This is a genomic window from Streptomyces sp. NPDC059832 (assembly GCF_042731715.1).
In the GTDB taxonomy this organism is placed as follows: Bacteria; Actinomycetota; Actinomycetes; order Streptomycetales; family Streptomycetaceae; genus Streptomyces.
In genome coordinates this window covers 14,011-32,481 of record NZ_JBHWIY010000025.1, presented here as the reverse complement: position 1 = coordinate 32,481, position 18,471 = coordinate 14,011, and the positions used below count along the sequence as shown (strand labels likewise).

18 protein-coding genes and 1 riboswitch are annotated in these 18,471 nt (G+C 69.8%); of the genes, 5 read left to right on the top strand and 13 right to left on the bottom strand.

Annotated elements, in window-relative coordinates:
* Window positions 1-104: 104 nt before the first annotated feature.
* Both ACFV8T_RS32555 and ACFV8T_RS32550 read right to left on the bottom strand, forming a co-directional pair.
* Window positions 105-455, bottom strand: a complete 351-nt coding sequence (locus ACFV8T_RS32555) for a DUF4190 domain-containing protein (protein WP_385334616.1) — start codon at window positions 453-455, stop codon at window positions 105-107.
* A gap of 83 nt (window positions 456-538) precedes the next feature.
* Window positions 539-700 carry a hypothetical protein gene (locus ACFV8T_RS32550; protein WP_385334614.1) on the bottom strand — a complete coding sequence of 54 codons (162 nt, stop codon included), beginning with the start codon at window positions 698-700 and terminating at the stop codon, window positions 539-541.
* A gap of 116 nt (window positions 701-816) precedes the next feature.
* On the opposite strand from ACFV8T_RS32550, the gene ACFV8T_RS32545 reads away from it, so the two are divergent.
* Complete coding sequence (locus tag ACFV8T_RS32545) at window positions 817-1,458, top strand: TetR family transcriptional regulator (protein ID WP_385334612.1); 642 nt, start codon at window positions 817-819, stop codon at window positions 1,456-1,458.
* Here the strand turns inward: ACFV8T_RS32545 and ACFV8T_RS32540 are convergent.
* The 11 genes from ACFV8T_RS32540 to ACFV8T_RS32490 form a co-directional block, all read right to left on the bottom strand.
* Entirely contained in the window at window positions 1,455-2,441 is a 987-nt protein-coding gene (locus ACFV8T_RS32540) for a helix-turn-helix transcriptional regulator (RefSeq protein ID WP_385334610.1), read from the bottom strand. The two genes, ACFV8T_RS32545 and ACFV8T_RS32540, sit on opposite strands and share 4 nt — an antisense overlap.
* Before the next feature lie 50 nt (window positions 2,442-2,491).
* Window positions 2,492-3,358, bottom strand: coding sequence for a thioesterase family protein (locus ACFV8T_RS32535; protein ID WP_385334608.1), 867 nt, complete (start codon window positions 3,356-3,358; stop codon window positions 2,492-2,494).
* Between the two features lie 65 nt (window positions 3,359-3,423).
* Window positions 3,424-4,095: a trimeric intracellular cation channel family protein gene (locus ACFV8T_RS32530; RefSeq protein WP_385334606.1), complete on the bottom strand. Its 672-nt coding sequence runs from the start codon at window positions 4,093-4,095 to the stop codon at window positions 3,424-3,426.
* A gap of 18 nt (window positions 4,096-4,113) precedes the next feature.
* Window positions 4,114-5,397, bottom strand: a complete 1,284-nt coding sequence (locus tag ACFV8T_RS32525) for an ABC transporter ATP-binding protein (protein ID WP_385334604.1) — start codon at window positions 5,395-5,397, stop codon at window positions 4,114-4,116.
* The gene (locus tag ACFV8T_RS32520; protein WP_385334602.1) at window positions 5,394-6,494 is read right to left on the bottom strand and encodes an ABC transporter ATP-binding protein; all 1,101 of its coding nucleotides are present in this window, start codon (window positions 6,492-6,494) and stop codon (window positions 5,394-5,396) included. Before ACFV8T_RS32520 ends, ACFV8T_RS32525 begins: the two co-directional genes overlap by 4 nt.
* Window positions 6,491-7,492 carry an ABC transporter permease gene (locus tag ACFV8T_RS32515; RefSeq protein ID WP_266431288.1) on the bottom strand — a complete coding sequence of 334 codons (1,002 nt, stop codon included), beginning with the start codon at window positions 7,490-7,492 and terminating at the stop codon, window positions 6,491-6,493. The genes ACFV8T_RS32520 and ACFV8T_RS32515 overlap by 4 nt, the downstream gene beginning before the upstream one ends.
* A 144-nt stretch (window positions 7,493-7,636) precedes the next feature.
* On the bottom strand, window positions 7,637-9,409 hold the full coding sequence (locus ACFV8T_RS32510; protein WP_385334600.1) for an ABC transporter substrate-binding protein: 1,773 nt from the start codon (window positions 9,407-9,409) through the stop codon (window positions 7,637-7,639).
* 95 nt (window positions 9,410-9,504) lie between these two features.
* The gene (locus ACFV8T_RS32505) at window positions 9,505-10,509 is read right to left on the bottom strand and encodes an ABC transporter permease (RefSeq protein WP_266426817.1); all 1,005 of its coding nucleotides are present in this window, start codon (window positions 10,507-10,509) and stop codon (window positions 9,505-9,507) included.
* A gap of 438 nt (window positions 10,510-10,947) precedes the next feature.
* On the bottom strand, window positions 10,948-11,727 hold the full coding sequence (locus tag ACFV8T_RS32500) for an enhanced serine sensitivity protein SseB C-terminal domain-containing protein (protein WP_266426816.1): 780 nt from the start codon (window positions 11,725-11,727) through the stop codon (window positions 10,948-10,950).
* Between the two features lie 179 nt (window positions 11,728-11,906).
* Window positions 11,907-12,677: an enhanced serine sensitivity protein SseB gene (locus ACFV8T_RS32495; protein ID WP_385334597.1), complete on the bottom strand. Its 771-nt coding sequence runs from the start codon at window positions 12,675-12,677 to the stop codon at window positions 11,907-11,909.
* 70 nt (window positions 12,678-12,747) lie between these two features.
* The gene (locus tag ACFV8T_RS32490) at window positions 12,748-13,440 is read right to left on the bottom strand and encodes an AAA family ATPase (protein WP_385334595.1); all 693 of its coding nucleotides are present in this window, start codon (window positions 13,438-13,440) and stop codon (window positions 12,748-12,750) included.
* A gap of 159 nt (window positions 13,441-13,599) precedes the next feature.
* Window positions 13,600-13,697, top strand: a riboswitch (glycine riboswitch).
* A 140-nt stretch (window positions 13,698-13,837) separates the two neighbouring features.
* On the opposite strand from ACFV8T_RS32490, the gene gcvT reads away from it, so the two are divergent.
* The 4 genes from gcvT (at window position 13,838) to ACFV8T_RS32470 (ending at window position 18,250) form a co-directional block, all read left to right on the top strand.
* Complete coding sequence (gene gcvT, locus ACFV8T_RS32485) at window positions 13,838-14,965, top strand: glycine cleavage system aminomethyltransferase GcvT (protein WP_385334593.1); 1,128 nt, start codon at window positions 13,838-13,840, stop codon at window positions 14,963-14,965.
* A 92-nt stretch (window positions 14,966-15,057) separates the two neighbouring features.
* Window positions 15,058-15,435, top strand: a complete 378-nt coding sequence (gene gcvH, locus ACFV8T_RS32480) for a glycine cleavage system protein GcvH (RefSeq protein WP_266357740.1) — start codon at window positions 15,058-15,060, stop codon at window positions 15,433-15,435.
* 20 nt (window positions 15,436-15,455) lie between these two features.
* Window positions 15,456-16,715: a serine hydroxymethyltransferase gene (glyA, locus tag ACFV8T_RS32475; RefSeq protein ID WP_385334591.1), complete on the top strand. Its 1,260-nt coding sequence runs from the start codon at window positions 15,456-15,458 to the stop codon at window positions 16,713-16,715.
* Window positions 16,716-16,867: 152 nt separating this feature from the next.
* On the top strand, window positions 16,868-18,250 hold the full coding sequence (locus tag ACFV8T_RS32470) for an L-serine ammonia-lyase (protein ID WP_385334589.1): 1,383 nt from the start codon (window positions 16,868-16,870) through the stop codon (window positions 18,248-18,250).
* Window positions 18,251-18,471: the final 221 nt, after the last annotated feature.

Here is an 18,471-nt window from a genome sequence, read left to right as displayed (position 1 = left end):
ATCAGAAGACACCACAGATTCCGCGAGCCCGAGGCGGGGCGTACGGCGGGCACATGGTGTCCCGGGACCCGAGCACCGCGGCGGCGGGGTCCGCTCCGCCCGGTTCAGCCGCCGAAGTTCCAGGCGACGACGCCGTTTCCGGTGACGAGGAAGGCGAGGACCACGAGGTCGGCGGCGCCGAGCGCGAGCCCGAGCAGGGCGCGGCCGCGGCGGGAGGTGGACCGGACGAGGGCGAGGACCGCCATCACGATGGCGGCCGGGCCGAGCAGGATGTTCATCACCAGCAGGCCGACGAGCCCGAGCACGAACGAGGCCACGGCCAGTCCATCGGCGTCCCGGGTCCGGGCGCTGCGACTGTCGGTCCGGGGCCCGGCGGTGGCCACGTGCGAGAGGCCGGGCCCGGCGGCGGGCCTGTCATCCGCTTTGCGGCGGTGGACCGATGCGGTGAGCGTCATGGTGCGGGCTCCTTCGAAACTCTGGTCGGGACGACGGTCGAGACGGCGATCGACGACGGTCGAGACGGTGATCAAGACGGCGGTCAGCGCGAACGGCGCTGCGAGCAGGCCCACTCCCGCACGGCGAAGATCAGCAGCCAGCAGCCGATCACGGCAGCGAGCGCGAAGGTCAGCGGCAGCGGAATCTGGACCACCGCTCCGAGCACGACCCCGAGCAGGAGCAGGGCGGCGACGAGGACGACCATGTTCAGCCTTTCTGCGAGCTCTCCAGGAGCATTTGAGAGTACGACTGTTCACTGACTTGTCAGTCTAGACCCGTCGCCACTTCCCCGCCCCGGAGAACAGTTGTTTACTGAATGGCATGAGTCACACCGTCGGCGTCCGACAGACCCAGAAGCTGAGAACCCGTCAGGCACTGCTGGATGCCGCACTCGGACTCCTGGAGCACCAGAGCCTCAGCAGCCTCGGGCTGCGCGAGGTGACCCGGGTCGCGGGCGTCACGCCCACCGCCTTCTACCGGCACTTCGAGGACACCGCGGCACTCGGTGTGGCGCTCGTCGAGGAGGCGCTGGGCAGCCTGCACGGAATGATCGGCGCGGTCCTCGCCGAGACCGGCGACAGCGAGGAGCGCCTGGGGCGCAGCGTCGAGCTGATCCTGCGCCATGTCGGCGAACAGCCCGCCCACTTCCGCTTCATCGCCCGTGAACAGCACGGCGGCGTCGGCCCGGTCCGCGAGGCCATAGCGGCCCAACTGCGGCGGTTCGCCGAGGAGGTGGCGGCGGCGCTCGCCGAGGAGCCGGAGTCCCGGGGCTGGAGCGAGGAGGACCTGCTGATGCTCGGCGGCCTCTATGTCGACCACATGGTGATCACCGCGTCGGCGCTGCTGGACGCGGGGCCGGACGGCGAGCGGGAGGTGGCCGGGGTGGCCCGCCGCCGGCTGAGACTGGTCACCCTCGGCAGGCTGCACTGGCTGGACGACACGAGCGACACCGACGCCCCTTAGGGCGTGCCCGCATCCCCGTACAGCTCCACGACCGCCGCCGCGTGACGGAGGAGGACGTCCCGCGCCTCGGGCGGCGAGAGCACTTCGACGTTCGGGCCGAAGGAGAGCAGGGCACGGGCCCACTCGACCGAGTCGACGGCCAGCTCGGCCCGCAGCCACTCCCCGCCCTTCTCGGGCCGCAGCTCCTCGGGCCGCGGCTCCCCCGTCAGCGCGCCGCCGTGCAGGCGTACGAACAGGTCGAGCCGGGAGCGGTGCACGCGCACCCGCAGCCGCACCCGCCCCGGCCGTTCCTCGACCTGCCTGCGCAGCTCGTCCCACAAGTCCGCCAGCTCCACCCCGGGCCGGCGCACGACCGCATCGTCCTTGAGCGTGGCCCGCCGCACCCGGTCGGCCCTGAAGAGCCTGGGCACCCCGTCCCGGTCCGCGACCAGGTACCAGACGCCCGCCTTCACGACGAGGCCGTACGGATCGACGGTGTAGGTGCGCGGGTCACTCGTACCGCTGTGGCGGTAGCTCAGCCGCAAGCGCCGGTCGGCGAAGACGGCCTCGTGCAGTTCGGCCACGTCGACGGCCGGCTGCGGGCCGCTCATCCAGCGCACCGGGTCGACCAGGATCCGCCTGCTGGTCAGTTCGGCGGCGGGCCGGTGCGGTTCGGGCAGGGCGGCCATCACCTTGCGCAGTGCGGACCCGAGCGCCGCGTCGAGGCCGAGCGCGGCATGGGCGCCCTCGGCGGCGAGGACGAAGAGGGCGCGCGCCTCGTCGGCGGTGAGCCCGGTGACATCCGTACGGAATCCCGGCAGCAGCGCGATGCCGCCGTGCCGCCCGCGCTCGGCGTAGACCGGGACGCCGGAGGCGGAGAGCGCCTCGATGTCCCGGTAGATGGTGCGTACGGAGACTTCGAAGCGCTCGGCGAGCTCGGTGGCGGGCACCAGGCCGCGGGTCTGGAGCAGCAGGAGGATGGAGAGCAGCCGGTCGGATTTCACCTGACCAGCTTCCCCCGGCCCCGCCCCTGCCCCGGCCCCGGTCCCGGCCGTCAGGGGCGCGGTGCGCGCGCCAACTGGCGGGACTGGGCCACCAGCCGGTCCGCGCTGTCCCAGACGTCCGCGTCCTCCTCCAGGAAGCCGCCCGCGAGGTTGCGGGTGGTGATGGAGACGCGCAGCGGGCCGGGGGCGGGGCGGCAGCGGATGTGGGTGGTGAGCTCGATGGTCGGCGTCCAGCCCTTGAGGCCCAGCTCGAACGAGGTGGGCGGCAGTGCGTCGACGGCGAGCAGCAGCGAGAGCGGGTCGGCGTCGCGGCCGTCTGCGAGGCCGAACCAGCCGCGCATCTCGCCCTTGCCGGACGGCTGCCCGATGGCCCAGCCGATCGTCGCCGGGTCGAGCCTGATGTCGAGCCGTTCGGTGATGGCGGAGCTGCCGGGAATCGGGGCCGGGCCGTCGCTCGGGCCGAGGCAGTGCTCCAGCGGCGGGATGGCCGGCGGCTTCGCCGAGGTGCGGACCTCGTCGGAGAGGCCGTCCAGGTCGCCGTAGGTGGCGATGACCCGGATGCGCTCGACCTCGGTGCCGTCCTGCGCGTACTGGAAGAGGGACGCCTGGCCGGTGGAGAGCGTGCGGCCGGTACGGACGGTCTGGGTCCGGATGACCGCGGGGCCGGGGACGGACGCGGTGAGGTAGTGCGCGGAGACGGAGAAGGGGTCCGGGTGCGGCAGGGCCTCGCCGAGCGCGCGGCCGAGCATGGCCAGCAGATAGCCGCCGTTGACGGCATGGATGATCGTCCATCCGGCGGAGAGTTCGGCGTCGTAGACGCCCTCTTCTCGAAGGGTGACGGCGGTGTCGCGGTCGAACTCGCTGTCCCCGACGGTCGCCGGTCCGGTCTGCGCCGCCTGCTCTGCTGCTTGTGCCATGCGGTGCACCGTACACCGATTGTATTACTGAGCGGTAGCTTTTTAGCTGGAATCACAGCGCCGGCTCAGGTGGTCGCGGAGCTCTCCTCGGCCGTCGCGGACTTCCGGTTGTAGGCGCGCGGGGCCCGCCAGTGGTAGCGCATGGACAGCAGCCGCAGCACGAAGGCCGCGATCACGGCGGTGCCGCTGGTGAACGCGTTGAGCATCCCGAAGCGGACGCACAGGACGGTCATCGTGGCGCCGACGATGGCGGGCACCGCGTACAGGTCGCGGTCCCAGCGCAGCAGCGAGGGCACCTCGTTGGCCAGTACGTCACGCAGCACACCGCCGCCGACCGCGGTGGCGAGCCCCAGGGCCGCCGACGCGGTGAGGCCCAGGCCGTAGTCGTACGCCTTCACCGTGCCCGTGACGCAGAACAGCCCGAGGCCCGCCGCGTCGAAGACATTGACGCCCACCTGGATCCGCTCGACGTGCGGGTGCATGAAGAACACCAGGACGGCGGCGAGGAGCGGGGTGGTGAAATAGCCGAGATCCGTGAACGCCGCGGGCGGGACCGCCCCGATGACGATGTCACGGAACAGCCCCCCGCCCAGCGCGGTCACCTCGGCGAGCACCGCGATGCCGAAGACATCGAAGTTCTTGCGTACGGCGAGCAGAGCGCCGGAGATCGCGAAGACGAAGATTCCGACGATGTCGAGCGCATGCTGGACGGAGGGCGTGAACAGTTCGTTGAGCACCGGGCAATTGTGCCGGTACTACTCCTTCGGGCTGTCCTCCGGCGTATCGGGCGAGGCGGTGCCGCCTTCCGCCGCGGTCCCGGCAGCCGTGGTTTCGTCCGCCGCGGTCCCGTCGGCCGCTGCTTCGTCCGCAGCGGATTCGTCGGCCCCGGGCTTGCGCACCTCCACGATCTCGATCGCCTCGCGCGCCGCCGCCGTCACCGTCTCGCCGGGCACCTGGTCGGGTGCGTTCTCCGGATGGTGGCAGGCCACCTGGTGCCCGGTCTTCAGCGCGACCAGCGGCGGCTCCTGCGTCTTGCAGACCTCCGTCGCCTTCCAGCACCGGGTGTGGAAGCGGCAGCCGCTGGGCGGCGAGATCGGCGAGGGCACGTCGCCCTTGAGCAGGATCCGCTCGCTCTTTGCGGAACGGCGCTTCGGGTCCGGGATCGGAACCGCCGAGAGCAGCGCCTTCGTGTACGGGTGCATCGGCGCCTTGTAGAGCGACTCGCGGTCGGCCAGCTCCACGATCTTGCCGAGGTACATCACCGCGATCCGGTCCGAGACGTGCCGGACGACCGACAGGTCGTGGGCGATGATCACGTACGTCAGGCCGAGCTCGCTCTGGAGGTCGTCGAGCAGGTTCACCACCTGCGCCTGGATCGAGACGTCCAGCGCCGACACGGGCTCGTCCGCCACGACCAGCTTCGGGTTGAGCGCCAGCGCGCGGGCGATCCCGATGCGCTGACGCTGACCGCCGGAGAACTCGTGCGGGTAGCGGTTGTAGTGCTCGGGGTTCAGGCCCACGACCTCCAGCAGCCGCTGCACCTCCTTCTTGACGCCGCCGTCGGGCGTGACGCCCTGGAGCTTGAAGGGGGCACCCACGATCGTGCCGATCGTGTGCCGGGGGTTCAGCGAGGAGTACGGGTCCTGGAAGATCATCTGCATGTCCCGGCGCATCGGGCGCATACCGCCCACGCCGAGGTGCGTGATGTCCCTGCCCTCGAACTCGATCTTCCCCGCGGTGGGTTCGAGCAGCCGGGTGATCAGCCGGCCCATCGTCGACTTCCCGCAGCCGGACTCGCCGACCACACCCAGGGTCTCGCCCGAGTGCACCTCGAAGTCGATCCCGTCGACGGCCTTCACGGCACCGGCGTTGCGCTGCAGCAGCCCCTTCTTGATGGGGAAGTGCTTCTGCAGCCCGGTCACCTTGAGCAGCACCTCGCGGGAGGCGGTGTCACCGGCCGGCGCGCCGTGCCCGGCAGACCTCTGCGCGGGAACGTCCACGCCCTTGTCCTCGCTCGTCACGGCCTTGTCCTCGCTCACAGCTTGGGCGCAATCTCTTCGGTCCAGATACGCTCCCGCTGCTCCTGCGACATGTGGCAGGCCGCCCAGTGCCGGCTGCCGACCTCCTGCAGCTCGGGCCGTACGGTGCGGGTGACGTCGTCCTTGGGCACGTCCGCGTACGGGCAGCGCGGGTTGAAGGCGCAGCCCGACGGGATGTTGATGAGCGACGGCGGGGAACCCTTGACCGGGATGAGCCGGTCGGTCTGGTCGCGGTCGAGGCGCGGCATCGAGCCCAGCAGACCCCAGGTGTAGGGGTGCCGCGGCTCGTAGAACACCTTCTCGGCCGGTCCGCGCTCGACGCAGCGCCCGCCGTACATCACCAGGATGTCGTCGGCGAGCTCGGCGACGACGCCCAGGTCGTGGGTGATGATGATGACCGCGGAGCCGAACTCCTTCTGCAGGTCCCGGATCAGGTCGAGGATCTGCGCCTGGACCGTCACGTCCAGCGCGGTCGTCGGCTCGTCGGCGATCAGCAGTTCGGGGTTGTTGACCAGCGACATGGCGATCATCGCGCGCTGGCGCATGCCGCCGGAGAACTCGTGCGGGTAGCTGTCGACGCGCTTGTCGGGCTGCGGGATGCCGACCCGGTCGAGCATCTCGACCGCCCGCTTGCGGGCGGTCTTCTTGTCGACGCTGTGATGGACCCGGTACGCCTCCACGATCTGCTTGCCGATCGTGTAGTACGGGTGCAGCGCGGACAGCGGGTCCTGGAAGATCATGGCCATGTCGCGGCCGCGCAGCTTGCGCACCTCGTCGGGGTCGGCGGACAGCAGCTCCTTGCCGTCCAGCCAGATCTCGCCGGAGACCTGCGCCTTGCGCTTGCCGTACTGGCCCGTGGTGTGCAGGCCCATGATGCCCAGCGAGGTGACGGACTTGCCGGAGCCGGACTCGCCGACGATGCCGAGGGTCTTGCCCTTCTCCAGCTGGAAGTTGAGCCCGTCGACGGACTTGACCAGGCCGTCGTCGGTCGGGAAGTGCACCTTGAGGTCGCGCACTTCGAGGAAGGCGGTGGGAGCGGGCGAGCCGGCCGGGGACGGTTCGCCCAGCGCGGCACCGCTCTTGTGCAGTTCGGTCATCCCAGCCTCACTCGCGGGTCGATGACGGCGTACATGATGTCGACGACGAGGTTGGCGACGGCGATGGCGAGAGCCGCGAACAGGGTGACGCCGAGAATCACCGGCAGGTCCTTGTTGCTGATGGCCTGGACCGCGGCGAGCCCGAGTCCGGGCAGGTTGAACGTGGACTCGGTGAGGACGGCGCCACCGAGGAGCACGCCGATGTCGAGGCCGAAGACGGTGAGGATCGGCGTCATCGCGGAACGCAGCGCGTGCCGGGTGATGACGGTGCCCTCGCCGAGCCCCTTGGCGCGGGCGGTACGGATGTAGTCCTCGCCGAGCACTTCGAGCATGGTGGCCCTGGTGAGCCGGGCGTACATCGCCGCGTTCAGGAAGGCGAGCACGATCCACGGCAGGATCAGCGTCTGGAACCAGGTGCCGATGCCGTCGTCCGTGGAGAGGTTGTCGGCGATGTGGACCCAGCCGAAGTTGTGCACGAACAGGCCCATCGCGACCATGCCGGTGAAGAAGATCGGCAGCGAGACGCCGGCGAGAGCCGTGGTCATCGCGGCGCGGTCCCAGATGCTGCCGCGCCGGAGCGCGGACACCACACCGGTGGCGACACCACCGAGCAGCCACAGCACGCAGGCGCCCGCGGCGAGCGCGCCGGTGACCGGCAGCGCGTCCTTGAGGGTGGTCCAGACCGGTACTTCGGTACGGAAGGAGTAGCCGAAGCAGGGCGCGGCGCAGTGGGTGACGTCCGCACCGTTCGCGTAGTCGCGCCCCATCGGGATGCCCTTGACGAAGTCCCAGAACTGGACGAGGAGGGGGTCGTCGAGACCCAGTTTTATCCGGATGCCCTGGAGCTGCTCGACACCCGTGGCCTTGCCGGCGAAGAGGACTGCGACGTCCTGACCCGCCCACTTGGGCAGCATGAAGAAGATGGTGAACGTCGCGAGCAGTACGACGAGCACCATGATGACTACGGCGAACAGGCGCCGGATGAGATAAGCAAGCACTGTGTGCGGCCCGGCGGTGGCCGGGAACCCCTTGTGGGGGCTCCCGGCCATCGCCCCGGCCCTCACCTGCCCTTCGGACTGGCGGGTTTCGGCGGCGGAGGAGCAGTCAACCGGGTTGACTGCAAATGCTGTTGACTACAGCGACTACTTGACGACGCCGAGCGAGACGTAGTCGTAACGGCCGTTGTAGGCGTCGGACATGTAGGCGTTCGTCAGACGGCTGCCGCGCCAGGTGATGTTCTTCTCGTAGATGAAGGGCATCCAGTCGGCCTGGTCGAGGATCCGCTTGTCGAGCGCCTTGTAGATCTCGCCGGCCTTGACCGGGTCGGTCTCCGCGATCGCGTTGTCGAAGAGCTTGTCGACCTGCGGGTCCTTGATCTGCGACTCGTTGTAGTTACCGGTGTCCGAGAGGAACCGGCTGTCCCACAGCGGCTGACCGAAGCCCTGGCCGGACGGGAAGTCCGGGCCCCAGCCGCTCATCGTCATGCCGTAGCCGCGCTTCTTCACGACGGACGGCGAGCCGGTGATGCTGGACGCCTCGGCGCCGTCGAGCGGGTCGACCTCGACCTTGATGCCGACCTTGCCGAGCTGCTCCTGGAGCGCCTCGGCGGCGTCGACCTCGCCCGGGTTGTTGTTACGGGCGGTGAGCTTGGTGGAGAAGCCGGTCGGGTGACCGCACTGCTTCAGCTCGTCCTTGGCCTTGGCGACGTCCGGCTTGCCCTTGCGGGCGAGGACGCCGTACGGGTCGTAGTCGCTGTGACCCTTGATGGAGACCGGCAGAGTGCTGTTGGCGATCGCACCACCGGCGATCTCGCCACCGCGGGTCTGCTGGAGACCCGCGAAGTCGGTGGCGTAGAAGACGGCCTTGCGGCAGTGGACGTCGTCCAGCGGCTTCGCCGTGTGGACGAGCGCGACGTAGCGGACGAAGGACGTCTGCATGTTGTCGACGCTGTCCTTGTGGTCCTGGACGGCGGTGACGCGGCCGGACTGGGTCATGCCGGTGCCGTTGAGGTCGACGTCGTAGTCGCCCTCCATCAGCTTCTTGTCGTTCTCCTCCAGGTTGGCGGAGATCGTCACGGTGACCTTGTCCGGGAGCGCGGCGCGGATCGGGTCCGAGGCCTTTTGCCACTTGTCGTTGCGGACGAGCACGATGTTCTTGCCCGGCTTGTACGACTCGAACTTGTACGGGCCGGAGGAGAACGGGCGCTGGGTGTACTTCGCCCCGGTGTCCTTCTCCGCCTTCACGGGCGTGCCGGACGGCATGGCGAGGAACTGCTCGAAGTCACCGTTGGGCTTGGGCAGCTTGAAGATGATGGTGTTGTCGTCGGGCGTCTCGATCGACTTGAGGCCGAGCTTGTCCGCGGACTTGTCCTTGTAGGGGCCCTTGTACTCACCCTTGGGGTCCAGCGTCTGCTTCAGGTACTGCGGGCCACCGGTGATGGTGTCCGTCGCCCAGATGCGCTCGATGCCGTACTTGACGTCCTTGGAGGTCAGCTTGGAGCCGTCCTCCCAGGTCAGGCCATCACGCAGCTTGTACGTGTAGGTCTTGCCGCCGTCCGTGATCTCACCGGGGCCGGTGGCCAGGTCACCGACCAGCTTGGTGGAGGCCACACCCGGCTTGGCGTCGTACGTGACCAGCTGGCGGGTGTAGAAGCGCATGAAGTCCCAGGCCATGCCGTAGTAGGCACGCTGGGGGTCGGCGGAGTCGAGGTCCTGCTTGCCGACCATCTTCAGCGTTCCACCCTTTTTGGTGGACGGGTTGGCGACCTTGTTGAACGCCGCGTTGAAGCCGGCGCCCTTCGACTTGCCGCCGCCTTCGCTGTCGCCGCCGCCGCCGCACGCCGTGGTGGTCATCAGCGCCGCGACCACGAGGGCCGCACCAGCGGTGAGCCGTCGTTTCGAGGTAACTGTGGACATTTTCTCGTAACCTCCGAGATCGCGGTCCCAGGCCGTTGCTTGCCGGAGAACCATGGGAAAAGCCACCTGACGATGCGGCAGGGGCAAGTCGTGGGTTATCGGGTCCCCTTGGGGTCCAGGGCGTCACGCAGCCCGTCCCCGAAGAGGTTGAAGGCCAGCACGGTGATGAAGATCGTCACGCCGGGGAAGACCATGAACATCGGGTCGTGCTCATACGTTTCCAGTGCGTCCCGCAGCATCCCGCCCCAGGAGGCGGTGGGCGGCCGGACACCTGCACCGAGGAAGCTGAGGGCCGCTTCGGTGAGGATGTTGGTGGGGATCATGAGGGTCGCGTAGACGGTGATCGGCGCGACCAGGTTGGGCAGCAGCTCGCGGAAGAGGATGTGGGTCCGTCCGCCGCCGAGGCTGCGCGCCGCCTCCACGTACTCGCGCTCGCGCAGCGAGAGCGTCTGGCCCCGGACGATGCGTCCGACGTACGGCCAGCCGAAGAAGCCGATGACGGCGACGAGTACGGCGATGCGTACGCCGCTGCCGGTCAGGCCGAGCAGATCGTCGGGCAGGACCGAGACCAGGGAGATGATGAAGAGGAGCTGCGGGAAGGACAGCAGCACGTCCATGACCCGGCTGATCACCGCGTCCACCCAGCCGCCGAAGTATCCGGCGATGATCCCGAAGAGGGTGCCGAGGGCGACGGCGACCAGGGCCGCCAGGAAGGCCACGAGCAGCGAGATCCGGGCGCCGTAGACGATCCGGCTGAAGACGTCGCGCCCCTTGTTGGGCTCGACGCCGAAGAGATAGTCGCCGCTCACTCCGCCGAGGCTGCCCGTGGGGAGATTGGTCAGCGGGTCGAGCTTGTCCTGGTGGAAATCGTTCGGCGGATGCCCCAGCAGGCCGACGATGAGGGGCGCGAAGACCGCCACCACGACCAGGACGAGGACAACGATGCCACCCGTCAGAGCGACCTTGTCCTGCTTGAGGCGGTTCCAGGCGATCTGCTTGAGGGAGCGCCCCTCGACCTTCTTCACCCCGGAGTCGACTGCGGGACCGCCGGCCGCGATCGGATCCGCTTCCGTGGTCGGCTCGTGCAGTGGTGCCGTCATCGTGGCAAGGACCCCTCTCAACCGGCGGTGGCCGGGCCGAACTGGCCGCTGTGGCGGCGCGATCAGTCAGTCGTACGCAGAGGCGGCAAGACGCCCTTGCTGCGGGAGTCTTCATTGCCGTCACTACAGGTAGCCATACCGACAGGCGAATGGATGCCTAACCGTGATGCGGGCCTGGGTGTTCCGTTATCCGGACGGAAGTGAACGCCCCCCGAACACAGGTCAGTTGAGGCGGAAGGGGGCGGGAGCGCAGATTCGCGACGCTTTCACCACCAGACATGCCCAGCCCGGAAATCTCGGACACCGGCGGCCGGTTGCGGCACGGGGCAGATGAACACGCGCCGACATCGGGGGAGTTGATGACTTATGGCCGCGTTACGGAATTCCGGCACGCACACCCGCAATCCGGACTCCGGGGGGCGAACAGCCCCGGAAGGGTCAGTACGCGCCCTGCGGCGGGTAGCCGTAGCCCGCGACGGGGGCCGCCGGGGCATGCGCCTCGCGGTCGTAGAACGGGCGGGCGTTGGCGCGCAGCCACATCGCGACCGGGTCGTACTCGTCGGACATCGCGACGGTGGAGACGGGCAGCCCGTCCGGGACGGCGGAGATCGACTGCTGCATCATCGCGCGCGCCGCGTCCACCGAGGGCGGGCTGGTGTCGTAGAGGTCGAGACCGATGGTGAGGTACGGGACCCCGAGCGCGGGCTGCACCCAGGCGCGGCGCAGCGAGCGGATGGCCGGGGTGTGGTGGGCGTTCTGCGTGAGCAGGGCGTAGAACTGCGGGATCTCGATGGCCGGCTCGGTGAGCCGGAGCGGACCCGCGGGCATCCGGTCGAGACCGGTGGCGATCCGGCGCAGGTCCAGCCAGGGGATGCCGACGCCGCCGCCCGGGGCGTGCGGGTTGAGCCAGATGCCCCAGCGGTCGGGGAAGAGGGCGCGGGCGATGTCCAGGCCGCCGACCAGCTCATGGGCGCGGTTCCAGCCGCTGGCGGAGAGCTCCTGGGCTGAGGTCACACAGGGGGCGTAGCCGAGGCCGTCGACCTCCATGTTCCCGTACTGGGCGTCGGGCGAGCCCGCCTGGCCGTGCCAGAGGAGCATCCAGATCCGGCCGTTCACGAGGGCCTGCAGCAGCGCCTCGTACGCGTCGTAGCGTCCGGGCGTCACTTGGCGCAGCATGTGCTCGACCTGCCCGGCCGCCGCGGTGCCTGACGCACTCACCTGGTCCCGCCCCTCTTCGATCCACTGTGTCGGCCGGCCGCTCCCGGGCACACGGGTGCGGCATGATGCCGAGGCACCAGCCATGAAACCAGCTTATGCGCCGGTCCTGACACCGACTTGACGCCATGGGTCGAAGCGGTGCTCCACGCCGGTGCCCGCCGCGGGCGCCGCGCCGGGGGCTACTGGCCCGCCCGCTGGTAGAACGGCTGGATCTTCTCCCGTATCCAGTCGCCGACCGGGTCCTGTGCCACATCGAGCAGGACGAGATTGACCACCCAGGGCACCTCGACCCGGCCCAGAGCGCGGCCGAGGGCGTCCATCGGGGCATTGCGCCCCGCGCCTTCCCAGGTGGAGAACTCGACGCCGATGAAGAGGACGGGGTCGCCGCCCTCGATGCTGGCCAGCGCCCGGCGGGCGGAGAGCACGACACCGCTCTCCTCGAACTCACCGGCCGCCGCGGCGAGGAAGTCGACGGGCTCCTCCCTCCAGTCCGGTTCGTACAGCCGGACCCTGCCGCCGCTGGCCGGCCCGTCCAGCGGGGTGCGTCCGGCCCGGCAGAGCTCGGCCACGGCGGGGGGCGGCAGCGGCATCCCGACCGCGCCGCCCGGGTTCACGGCCATGCCGAGCTGCGGCGGCAGCCCGCGGGCGAAGTCGCGGGCGGGCGCGACGGTGAAGGACATATGGGTACCGACGCAGGTGAGGAACTGCTGTTCGGAGCTGAACACGGGGACGTACGGAGCGCCCTCGATCTCCAACGTCGGCAGGTCCAGGTCCGCCGAGTCGGGTCCGCCGCCATTGGGCAGGGGCACCCAGACATGGCTGCGTCCGAGCACCTCGACGAGCCGTCCGCCCGCCTCCGGGATGCCCACCGAGGCCATCAGCACTTCTTCGAGCTCATTGGCCGGCCATCCGCCCTGCGGATGGGACTGGACCTGTGCCGGAACGTCCACTGCTTCCCCTTCTCGCCCAAGCTTTCCGGCAGAAGATTAACGCCCGCCCCGACAGCTGCCCCGGCCCCGGCTACCCGGCCCCGGGCCGCCCGTCCGCGAAGGTGATCCGGCCGAGCCTCCCCGCCGCCTCCCGGTCCAGCAGCACCGCCGAGGCGCAGCCGGGCGGCAGCAGGCCCGTCTCAATCGCCCTCAGCAGCCTGCCCACCGCCCTGCGGTGCCGGGCGAAGGCGTATCCCGATACGCCGCGTCCGCGCTCGCGCTGGCCCTCCCTGGCCGTCTGCGGCGTGACGTCGAGCAGGACGAGGTGCAGGACCCGGCCCCGGCGCCGCGCGCCACGGGCCAGCCAGCCGCGCACCCAGGCCTGTGTTCCGCAGTCGTGGACGACGACGGACTCCCCGGAACGCAGCACCCGCCACAGCCCCCAGTAGTGGGCGGCGCGGACGAGCGGGCGGTAGAGGGCGTAGGGAACTAAGCGGGGCACGGCCCGCGCCCAGCGGTCACGGGTGTCCTGGGAGTCGATGGCGTGCGCCGTCGTCACCGCCCGCCGGATGAGCGTCGACTTGCCGCTGCCGGGCAGCCCGGAGACCACCACCACGTCACCGGCCGCGAAGCGCAGGCCGCGCGGGCTGTGCCCGGACCGCTCCCGGAGATCCCGTACGACGGGCGCGTGCGCGCCCGACGCCTCACTCTCCGGGGCCCCCGGCTGTGCGGGCATCGCGCCGTGCGCGACCCCCGCGGTCGTCGCGTACCGCTGCAACGTCATCGCCCTCCCCCTGTCGGCTCACCCCACGTATGCCCCTGAAGTGTAAAGAAAAGGTAATGCGGCACAACCGTCCACGCCGCTGATTTCCGGTGGGGGACCGAGGCCCCACTCCGGCGCGATGCGTGCGATGATGACCCGGCCAACTGCATAAAGGCCGTTCGAATCCGCGCGGGAGAGTTCCGGTCACTGCATGTGCCGGGCGCCGAAGGAGCAAGTTCCTCCCTTGAATCTCTCAGGCCCCGTACCGCGCGGATGAGGCAGATCTGAAAAGCGGGCCGCTGCGCGGCTCCACCCAAGGTGCAAGCCGAACCCTTCCGGGGCTCTCGGCGAACCTCTCAGGTTCCGATGACAGATGGGGAGGGATCGTCCTCGTCGTCATGCCCTGGGAGCCATATCCATGAGCACCGCCCCCCGTCTCACCGCCCTCGATGCCCTGCATCGCTCGCTGGGCGCCACGATGACCGACTTCGCGGGCTGGGACATGCCGCTGCGCTACGCCAGTGAGCGCGACGAGCACAACGCCGTGCGCACGAAGGCCGGCCTCTTCGACCTCTCGCACATGGGCGAGATCACCGTCACCGGCCCCGGGGCCGTGGCGCTTCTGAACTTCGCGCTGGTCGGCAACATCGGCACCGTCTCCGTGGGCCGCGCGCGCTACACGATGATCTGCGCCGAGGACGGCGGCATCCTGGACGACCTGATCGTCTACCGGCTCGGCGAGACGGAGTACATGGTCGTCGCCAACGCGGGCAACGCCCAGATCGTGCTGGACGCGCTGACCGCGCGGGCCGAGGGCTTCGACGCCGAGGTCCGCGACGACCGCGACGCGTACGCGCTGCTCGCCGTCCAGGGTCCCGAGTCCCCCGCGATCCTCGCCGCCGTCACCGATGCCGACCTGGACGGCCTCAAGTACTACGCCGGGCTGCCCGGCACGGTCGCCGGGGTCCCCGCGCTGATCGCCCGTACCGGCTACACCGGCGAGGACGGCTTCGAGCTGTTCGTCGCCCCCGTCCACGCCGAGCAGCTGTGGAAGGCGCTGACCGAGGCGGGCGCCTCCCGCGGCCTGATCCCGTGCGGGCTCTCCTGCCGCGACACGCTGCGCCTGGAGGCGGGCATGCCGCTGTACGGACACGAGCTGACCACGGCACTGACCCCGTTCGACGCCGGTCTCGGCCGGGTCGTGAAGTTCGAGAAGGAGGGCGACTTCGTCGGCCGCAAGGCCCTTGAGGCCGCCGCCGAGCGTGCCGAGACCGCTCCGCCGCGCAAGCTGGTCGGGCTGGTCGCCGAGGGCCGCCGGGTGCCGCGCGCCGGCTTCTCCGTCGTCGCCGTGGGCGGGACCGGCGCCGAGGTCATCGGCGAGGTCACCTCGGGCGCCCCGTCGCCCACCCTGGGCAAGCCGATCGCCATGGCGTACGTGGACGCCGCGCACGCCACGCCCGGCACGGCAGGCGTCGGAGTGGACATCCGGGGCACCCACGAGCCGTACGAAGTCGTGGCGCTGCCGTTCTACAAGCGCCAGAAGTGACGTCGGCGCTCCCGAAGAAGTGACGCAGTCGCGTCTCACACCGTAAGACCACCGTTCATCAGCACTCCCCCGCGTACAGGAGAATTCAGGTCATGAGCAACCCCCAGCAGCTGCGTTACAGCAAGGAGCACGAGTGGCTGTCGGCCGTCGAGGACGGTGTGGCCACGATCGGTATCACCGAGTACGCGGCCAACGCGCTCGGCGACGTCGTCTACGCCCAGCTCCCCGAGGTCGGTGACACGGTGACCGCGGGCGAGACCTGTGGCGAGCTGGAGTCGACCAAGTCGGTGAGCGACCTGTACTCGCCGGTGACCGGCGAGGTCACCGCGGCGAACCAGGACGTCGTGGACGACCCGTCGCTGGTGAACTCCGCTCCCTTCGAGGGCGGCTGGCTGTTCAAGGTACGTATGGCGGAGGAGCCGAAGGACCTGCTCTCCGCCGACGAGTACACCGAGTTCTCCGGCAACTGAAGACCCAAAGGGACCACCTGATGTCGCTTCTCAACTCCTCCCTCCACGAGCTGGACCCGGACGTCGCCGCCGCTGTCGACGCCGAGCTCCACCGCCAGCAGTCCACCCTCGAAATGATCGCCTCGGAGAACTTCGCTCCGGTCGCGGTCATGGAGGCCCAGGGCTCCGTCCTCACCAACAAGTACGCCGAGGGCTACCCCGGCCGCCGCTACTACGGCGGCTGCGAGCACGTCGACGTCGTCGAGCAGATCGCCATCGACCGCATCAAGGCGCTGTTCGGCGCCGAGGCCGCGAACGTCCAGCCGCACTCCGGTGCGCAGGCCAACGCCGCCGCGATGTTCGCGCTGCTCAAGCCGGGCGACACGATCATGGGCCTGAGCCTCGCCCACGGCGGTCACCTGACCCACGGCATGAAGATCAACTTCTCCGGCAAGCTCTACAACGTGATCCCGTACCACGTCGACGAGACCGGCGTCGTGGACATGGCCGAGGTCGAGCGTCTGGCCAAGGAGTCCAAGCCGAAGCTGATCGTCGCCGGCTGGTCCGCGTACCCGCGTCAGCTGGACTTCGCCGCCTTCCGCCGCATCGCGGACGAGGTCGGCGCGTACCTGATGGTCGACATGGCGCACTTCGCCGGTCTGGTGGCCGCGGGTCTGCACCCCAACCCGGTGCCGCACGCCCACGTCGTCACGACCACCACGCACAAGACCCTCGGCGGTCCGCGCGGTGGCGTCATCCTGTCGACGCAGGAGCTCGCCAAGAAGATCAACTCGGCGGTCTTCCCGGGCCAGCAGGGCGGTCCGCTGGAGCACGTGATCGCGGCCAAGGCGGTCTCGTTCAAGGTCGCGGCGACCGAGGAGTTCAAGGAGCGCCAGCAGCGCACCCTGGACGGCGCCCGCATCCTCGCCGAGCGCCTGGTCCAGCCGGACGTCACCGAGGTCGGTGTCTCCGTGCTGTCCGGCGGTACGGACGTCCACCTGGTCCTCGTCGACCTGCGCAACTCCGAGCTGGACGGCCAGCAGGCCGAGGACCGGCTGCACGAGCTGGGCATCACGGTCAACCGGAACGCCATCCCGAACGACCCGCGGCCGCCGATGGTCACCTCGGGTCTGCGGATCGGTACGCCGGCCCTGGCGACCCGCGGTTTCCAGACCGAGGACTTCACCGAGGTCGCGGAGATCATCGCCGCCGCGCTCAAGCCGTCCTACGACGCGGACGCGCTGAAGGCCCGCGTCGTCGCGCTGGCCGACAAGTTCCCGCTGTACCCCGGCCTCAAGTAGGTCACCCGCAGTTTGCATGCCGGGTGGGGGCACCGCGCACACTGAAGAGTGAGCACGGTGCCCCCGCCCTTGTCCCGCGCTCTTCGTACCCATCGGTCCGTCCCGCACCACCCGGCAGACGACGACGTCTACCAACCCTTGAGGAGTCCCCCGTGGCCATCTCGGTCTTCGACCTGTTCTCGATCGGCATCGGCCCGTCCAGCTCCCATACGGTCGGCCCGATGCGCGCCGCCCGCATGTTCGCGCGCCGGCTGAAGAACGAGGGCCTGATCGCCCACACCGTCTCGATACGCGCCGAGCTGTACGGCTCGCTCGGTGCGACCGGTCACGGCCACGGCACCCCCAAGGCCGTCCTGCTCGGCCTGGAGGGCGAATCGCCCCGCACCGTCGACGTGGAGTCCGCCGACGAGCGGGTGGAGCAGATCCGTACCACGGGCCGGATCAACCTCCTCGGCATGCACGAGATCGACTTCGACGCCGACGAGCAGCTGGTCCTGCACCGCCGCAAGGCCCTCCCGTACCACGCCAACGGCATGACGATCTTCGCCTTCGACCGCGAGGGCGCCCTTCTCCTGGAGAAGACGTACTACTCGGTCGGCGGCGGCTTCGTCGTGGACGAGGACGCGGTGGGCGAGGACCGGATCGTGCTCGACGACACCGTGCTGAAGCACCCCTTCCGTACCGGCGACGAACTGCTGCGGCTCTCGAAGGACACCGGCCTGTCGATCTCCTCGCTGATGCTGGAGAACGAGCGGGCCTGGCGCACCGAGGACGAGATCCGCTCGGGTCTGCTGGACATCTGGCGGGTCATGCAGGCCTGTGTCTCGCGCGGCATGTCCCGCGAGGGCATCCTGCCCGGTGGTCTCAAGGTCCGCCGCCGCGCCGCGAACACCGCCCGCCAGCTGCGTGCCGAGGGCGACCCGCAGGCCCACGCGATGGAGTGGATCACCCTCTACGCGATGGCGGTCAACGAGGAGAACGCGGCGGGCGGCCGGGTCGTCACCGCGCCCACCAACGGCGCCGCGGGCATCATCCCGGCGGTGCTGCACTACTACATGAACTTCGCGGCCGGCGGCGCCACCGAGGCGGAGAAGGAGGACGGCGTCGTCCGCTTCCTCCTCGCCGCCGGGGCCATCGGCATGCTCTTCAAGGAGAACGCCTCCATCTCCGGCGCCGAGGTCGGCTGCCAGGGCGAGGTCGGCTCCGCCTGCTCCATGGCCGCGGGCGCCCTTGCCGAGGTCCTCGGCGGCACTCCCGAACAGGTCGAGAACGCCGCCGAGATCGGCATGGAGCACAACCTTGGCCTGACCTGCGACCCGGTCGGCGGTCTCGTCCAGATCCCGTGCATCGAGCGCAACGGCATGGCCGCGGTGAAGGCGGTCACGGCGGCGAAGATGGCGCTGCGCGGCGACGGCAGCCACAAGGTCTCCCTCGACAAGGTCATCAAGACCATGAAGGAGACCGGTGCGGACATGAGCGTGAAGTACAAGGAGACCGCGCGCGGCGGGCTCGCGGTGAACATCATCGAGTGCTGAGAAAAGCGCCCCTGATCAGGTGTTTCTCGTCTTTCGGCTCTGTCGCGGCCTTTCCCCCTGTACGGCGGATCGTCGCCGAAAGGTCCCTCCGGCAGACGGGAGGTACACCTGCTGGATCCCGGTATGCAGCACGAACAGGATCCCGCACAGTGCCCGCCGGTCAGGCTCCCCCGGTCGGCCCGGCTTCAGCTCCGGCTCCGGCTCCGGCTCCAGCTCCAGCT

What these genes read in the sequence shown, in the direction of transcription:
- ACFV8T_RS32545 (WP_385334612.1), top strand. Translation starts at nt 817, where the DNA reads ATGAGTCACACCGTCGGCGTCCGACAGACCCAGAAGCTGAGAACCCGT.
- glyA (WP_385334591.1), top strand. Translation starts at nt 15,456, where the DNA reads ATGTCGCTTCTCAACTCCTCCCTCCACGAGCTGGACCCGGACGTCGCC.
- ACFV8T_RS32505 (WP_266426817.1), bottom strand. Translation starts at nt 10,509, where the DNA reads ATGACGGCACCACTGCACGAGCCGACCACGGAAGCGGATCCGATCGCG.
- gcvT (WP_385334593.1), top strand. Translation starts at nt 13,838, where the DNA reads ATGAGCACCGCCCCCCGTCTCACCGCCCTCGATGCCCTGCATCGCTCG.
- ACFV8T_RS32550 (WP_385334614.1), bottom strand. Translation starts at nt 700, where the DNA reads ATGGTCGTCCTCGTCGCCGCCCTGCTCCTGCTCGGGGTCGTGCTCGGA.
- ACFV8T_RS32535 (WP_385334608.1), bottom strand. Translation starts at nt 3,358, where the DNA reads ATGGCACAAGCAGCAGAGCAGGCGGCGCAGACCGGACCGGCGACCGTC.
- ACFV8T_RS32490 (WP_385334595.1), bottom strand. Translation starts at nt 13,440, where the DNA reads ATGACGTTGCAGCGGTACGCGACGACCGCGGGGGTCGCGCACGGCGCG.
- gcvH (WP_266357740.1), top strand. Translation starts at nt 15,058, where the DNA reads ATGAGCAACCCCCAGCAGCTGCGTTACAGCAAGGAGCACGAGTGGCTG.
- ACFV8T_RS32555 (WP_385334616.1), bottom strand. Translation starts at nt 455, where the DNA reads ATGACGCTCACCGCATCGGTCCACCGCCGCAAAGCGGATGACAGGCCC.
- ACFV8T_RS32510 (WP_385334600.1), bottom strand. Translation starts at nt 9,409, where the DNA reads ATGTCCACAGTTACCTCGAAACGACGGCTCACCGCTGGTGCGGCCCTC.
- ACFV8T_RS32520 (WP_385334602.1), bottom strand. Translation starts at nt 6,494, where the DNA reads ATGACCGAACTGCACAAGAGCGGTGCCGCGCTGGGCGAACCGTCCCCG.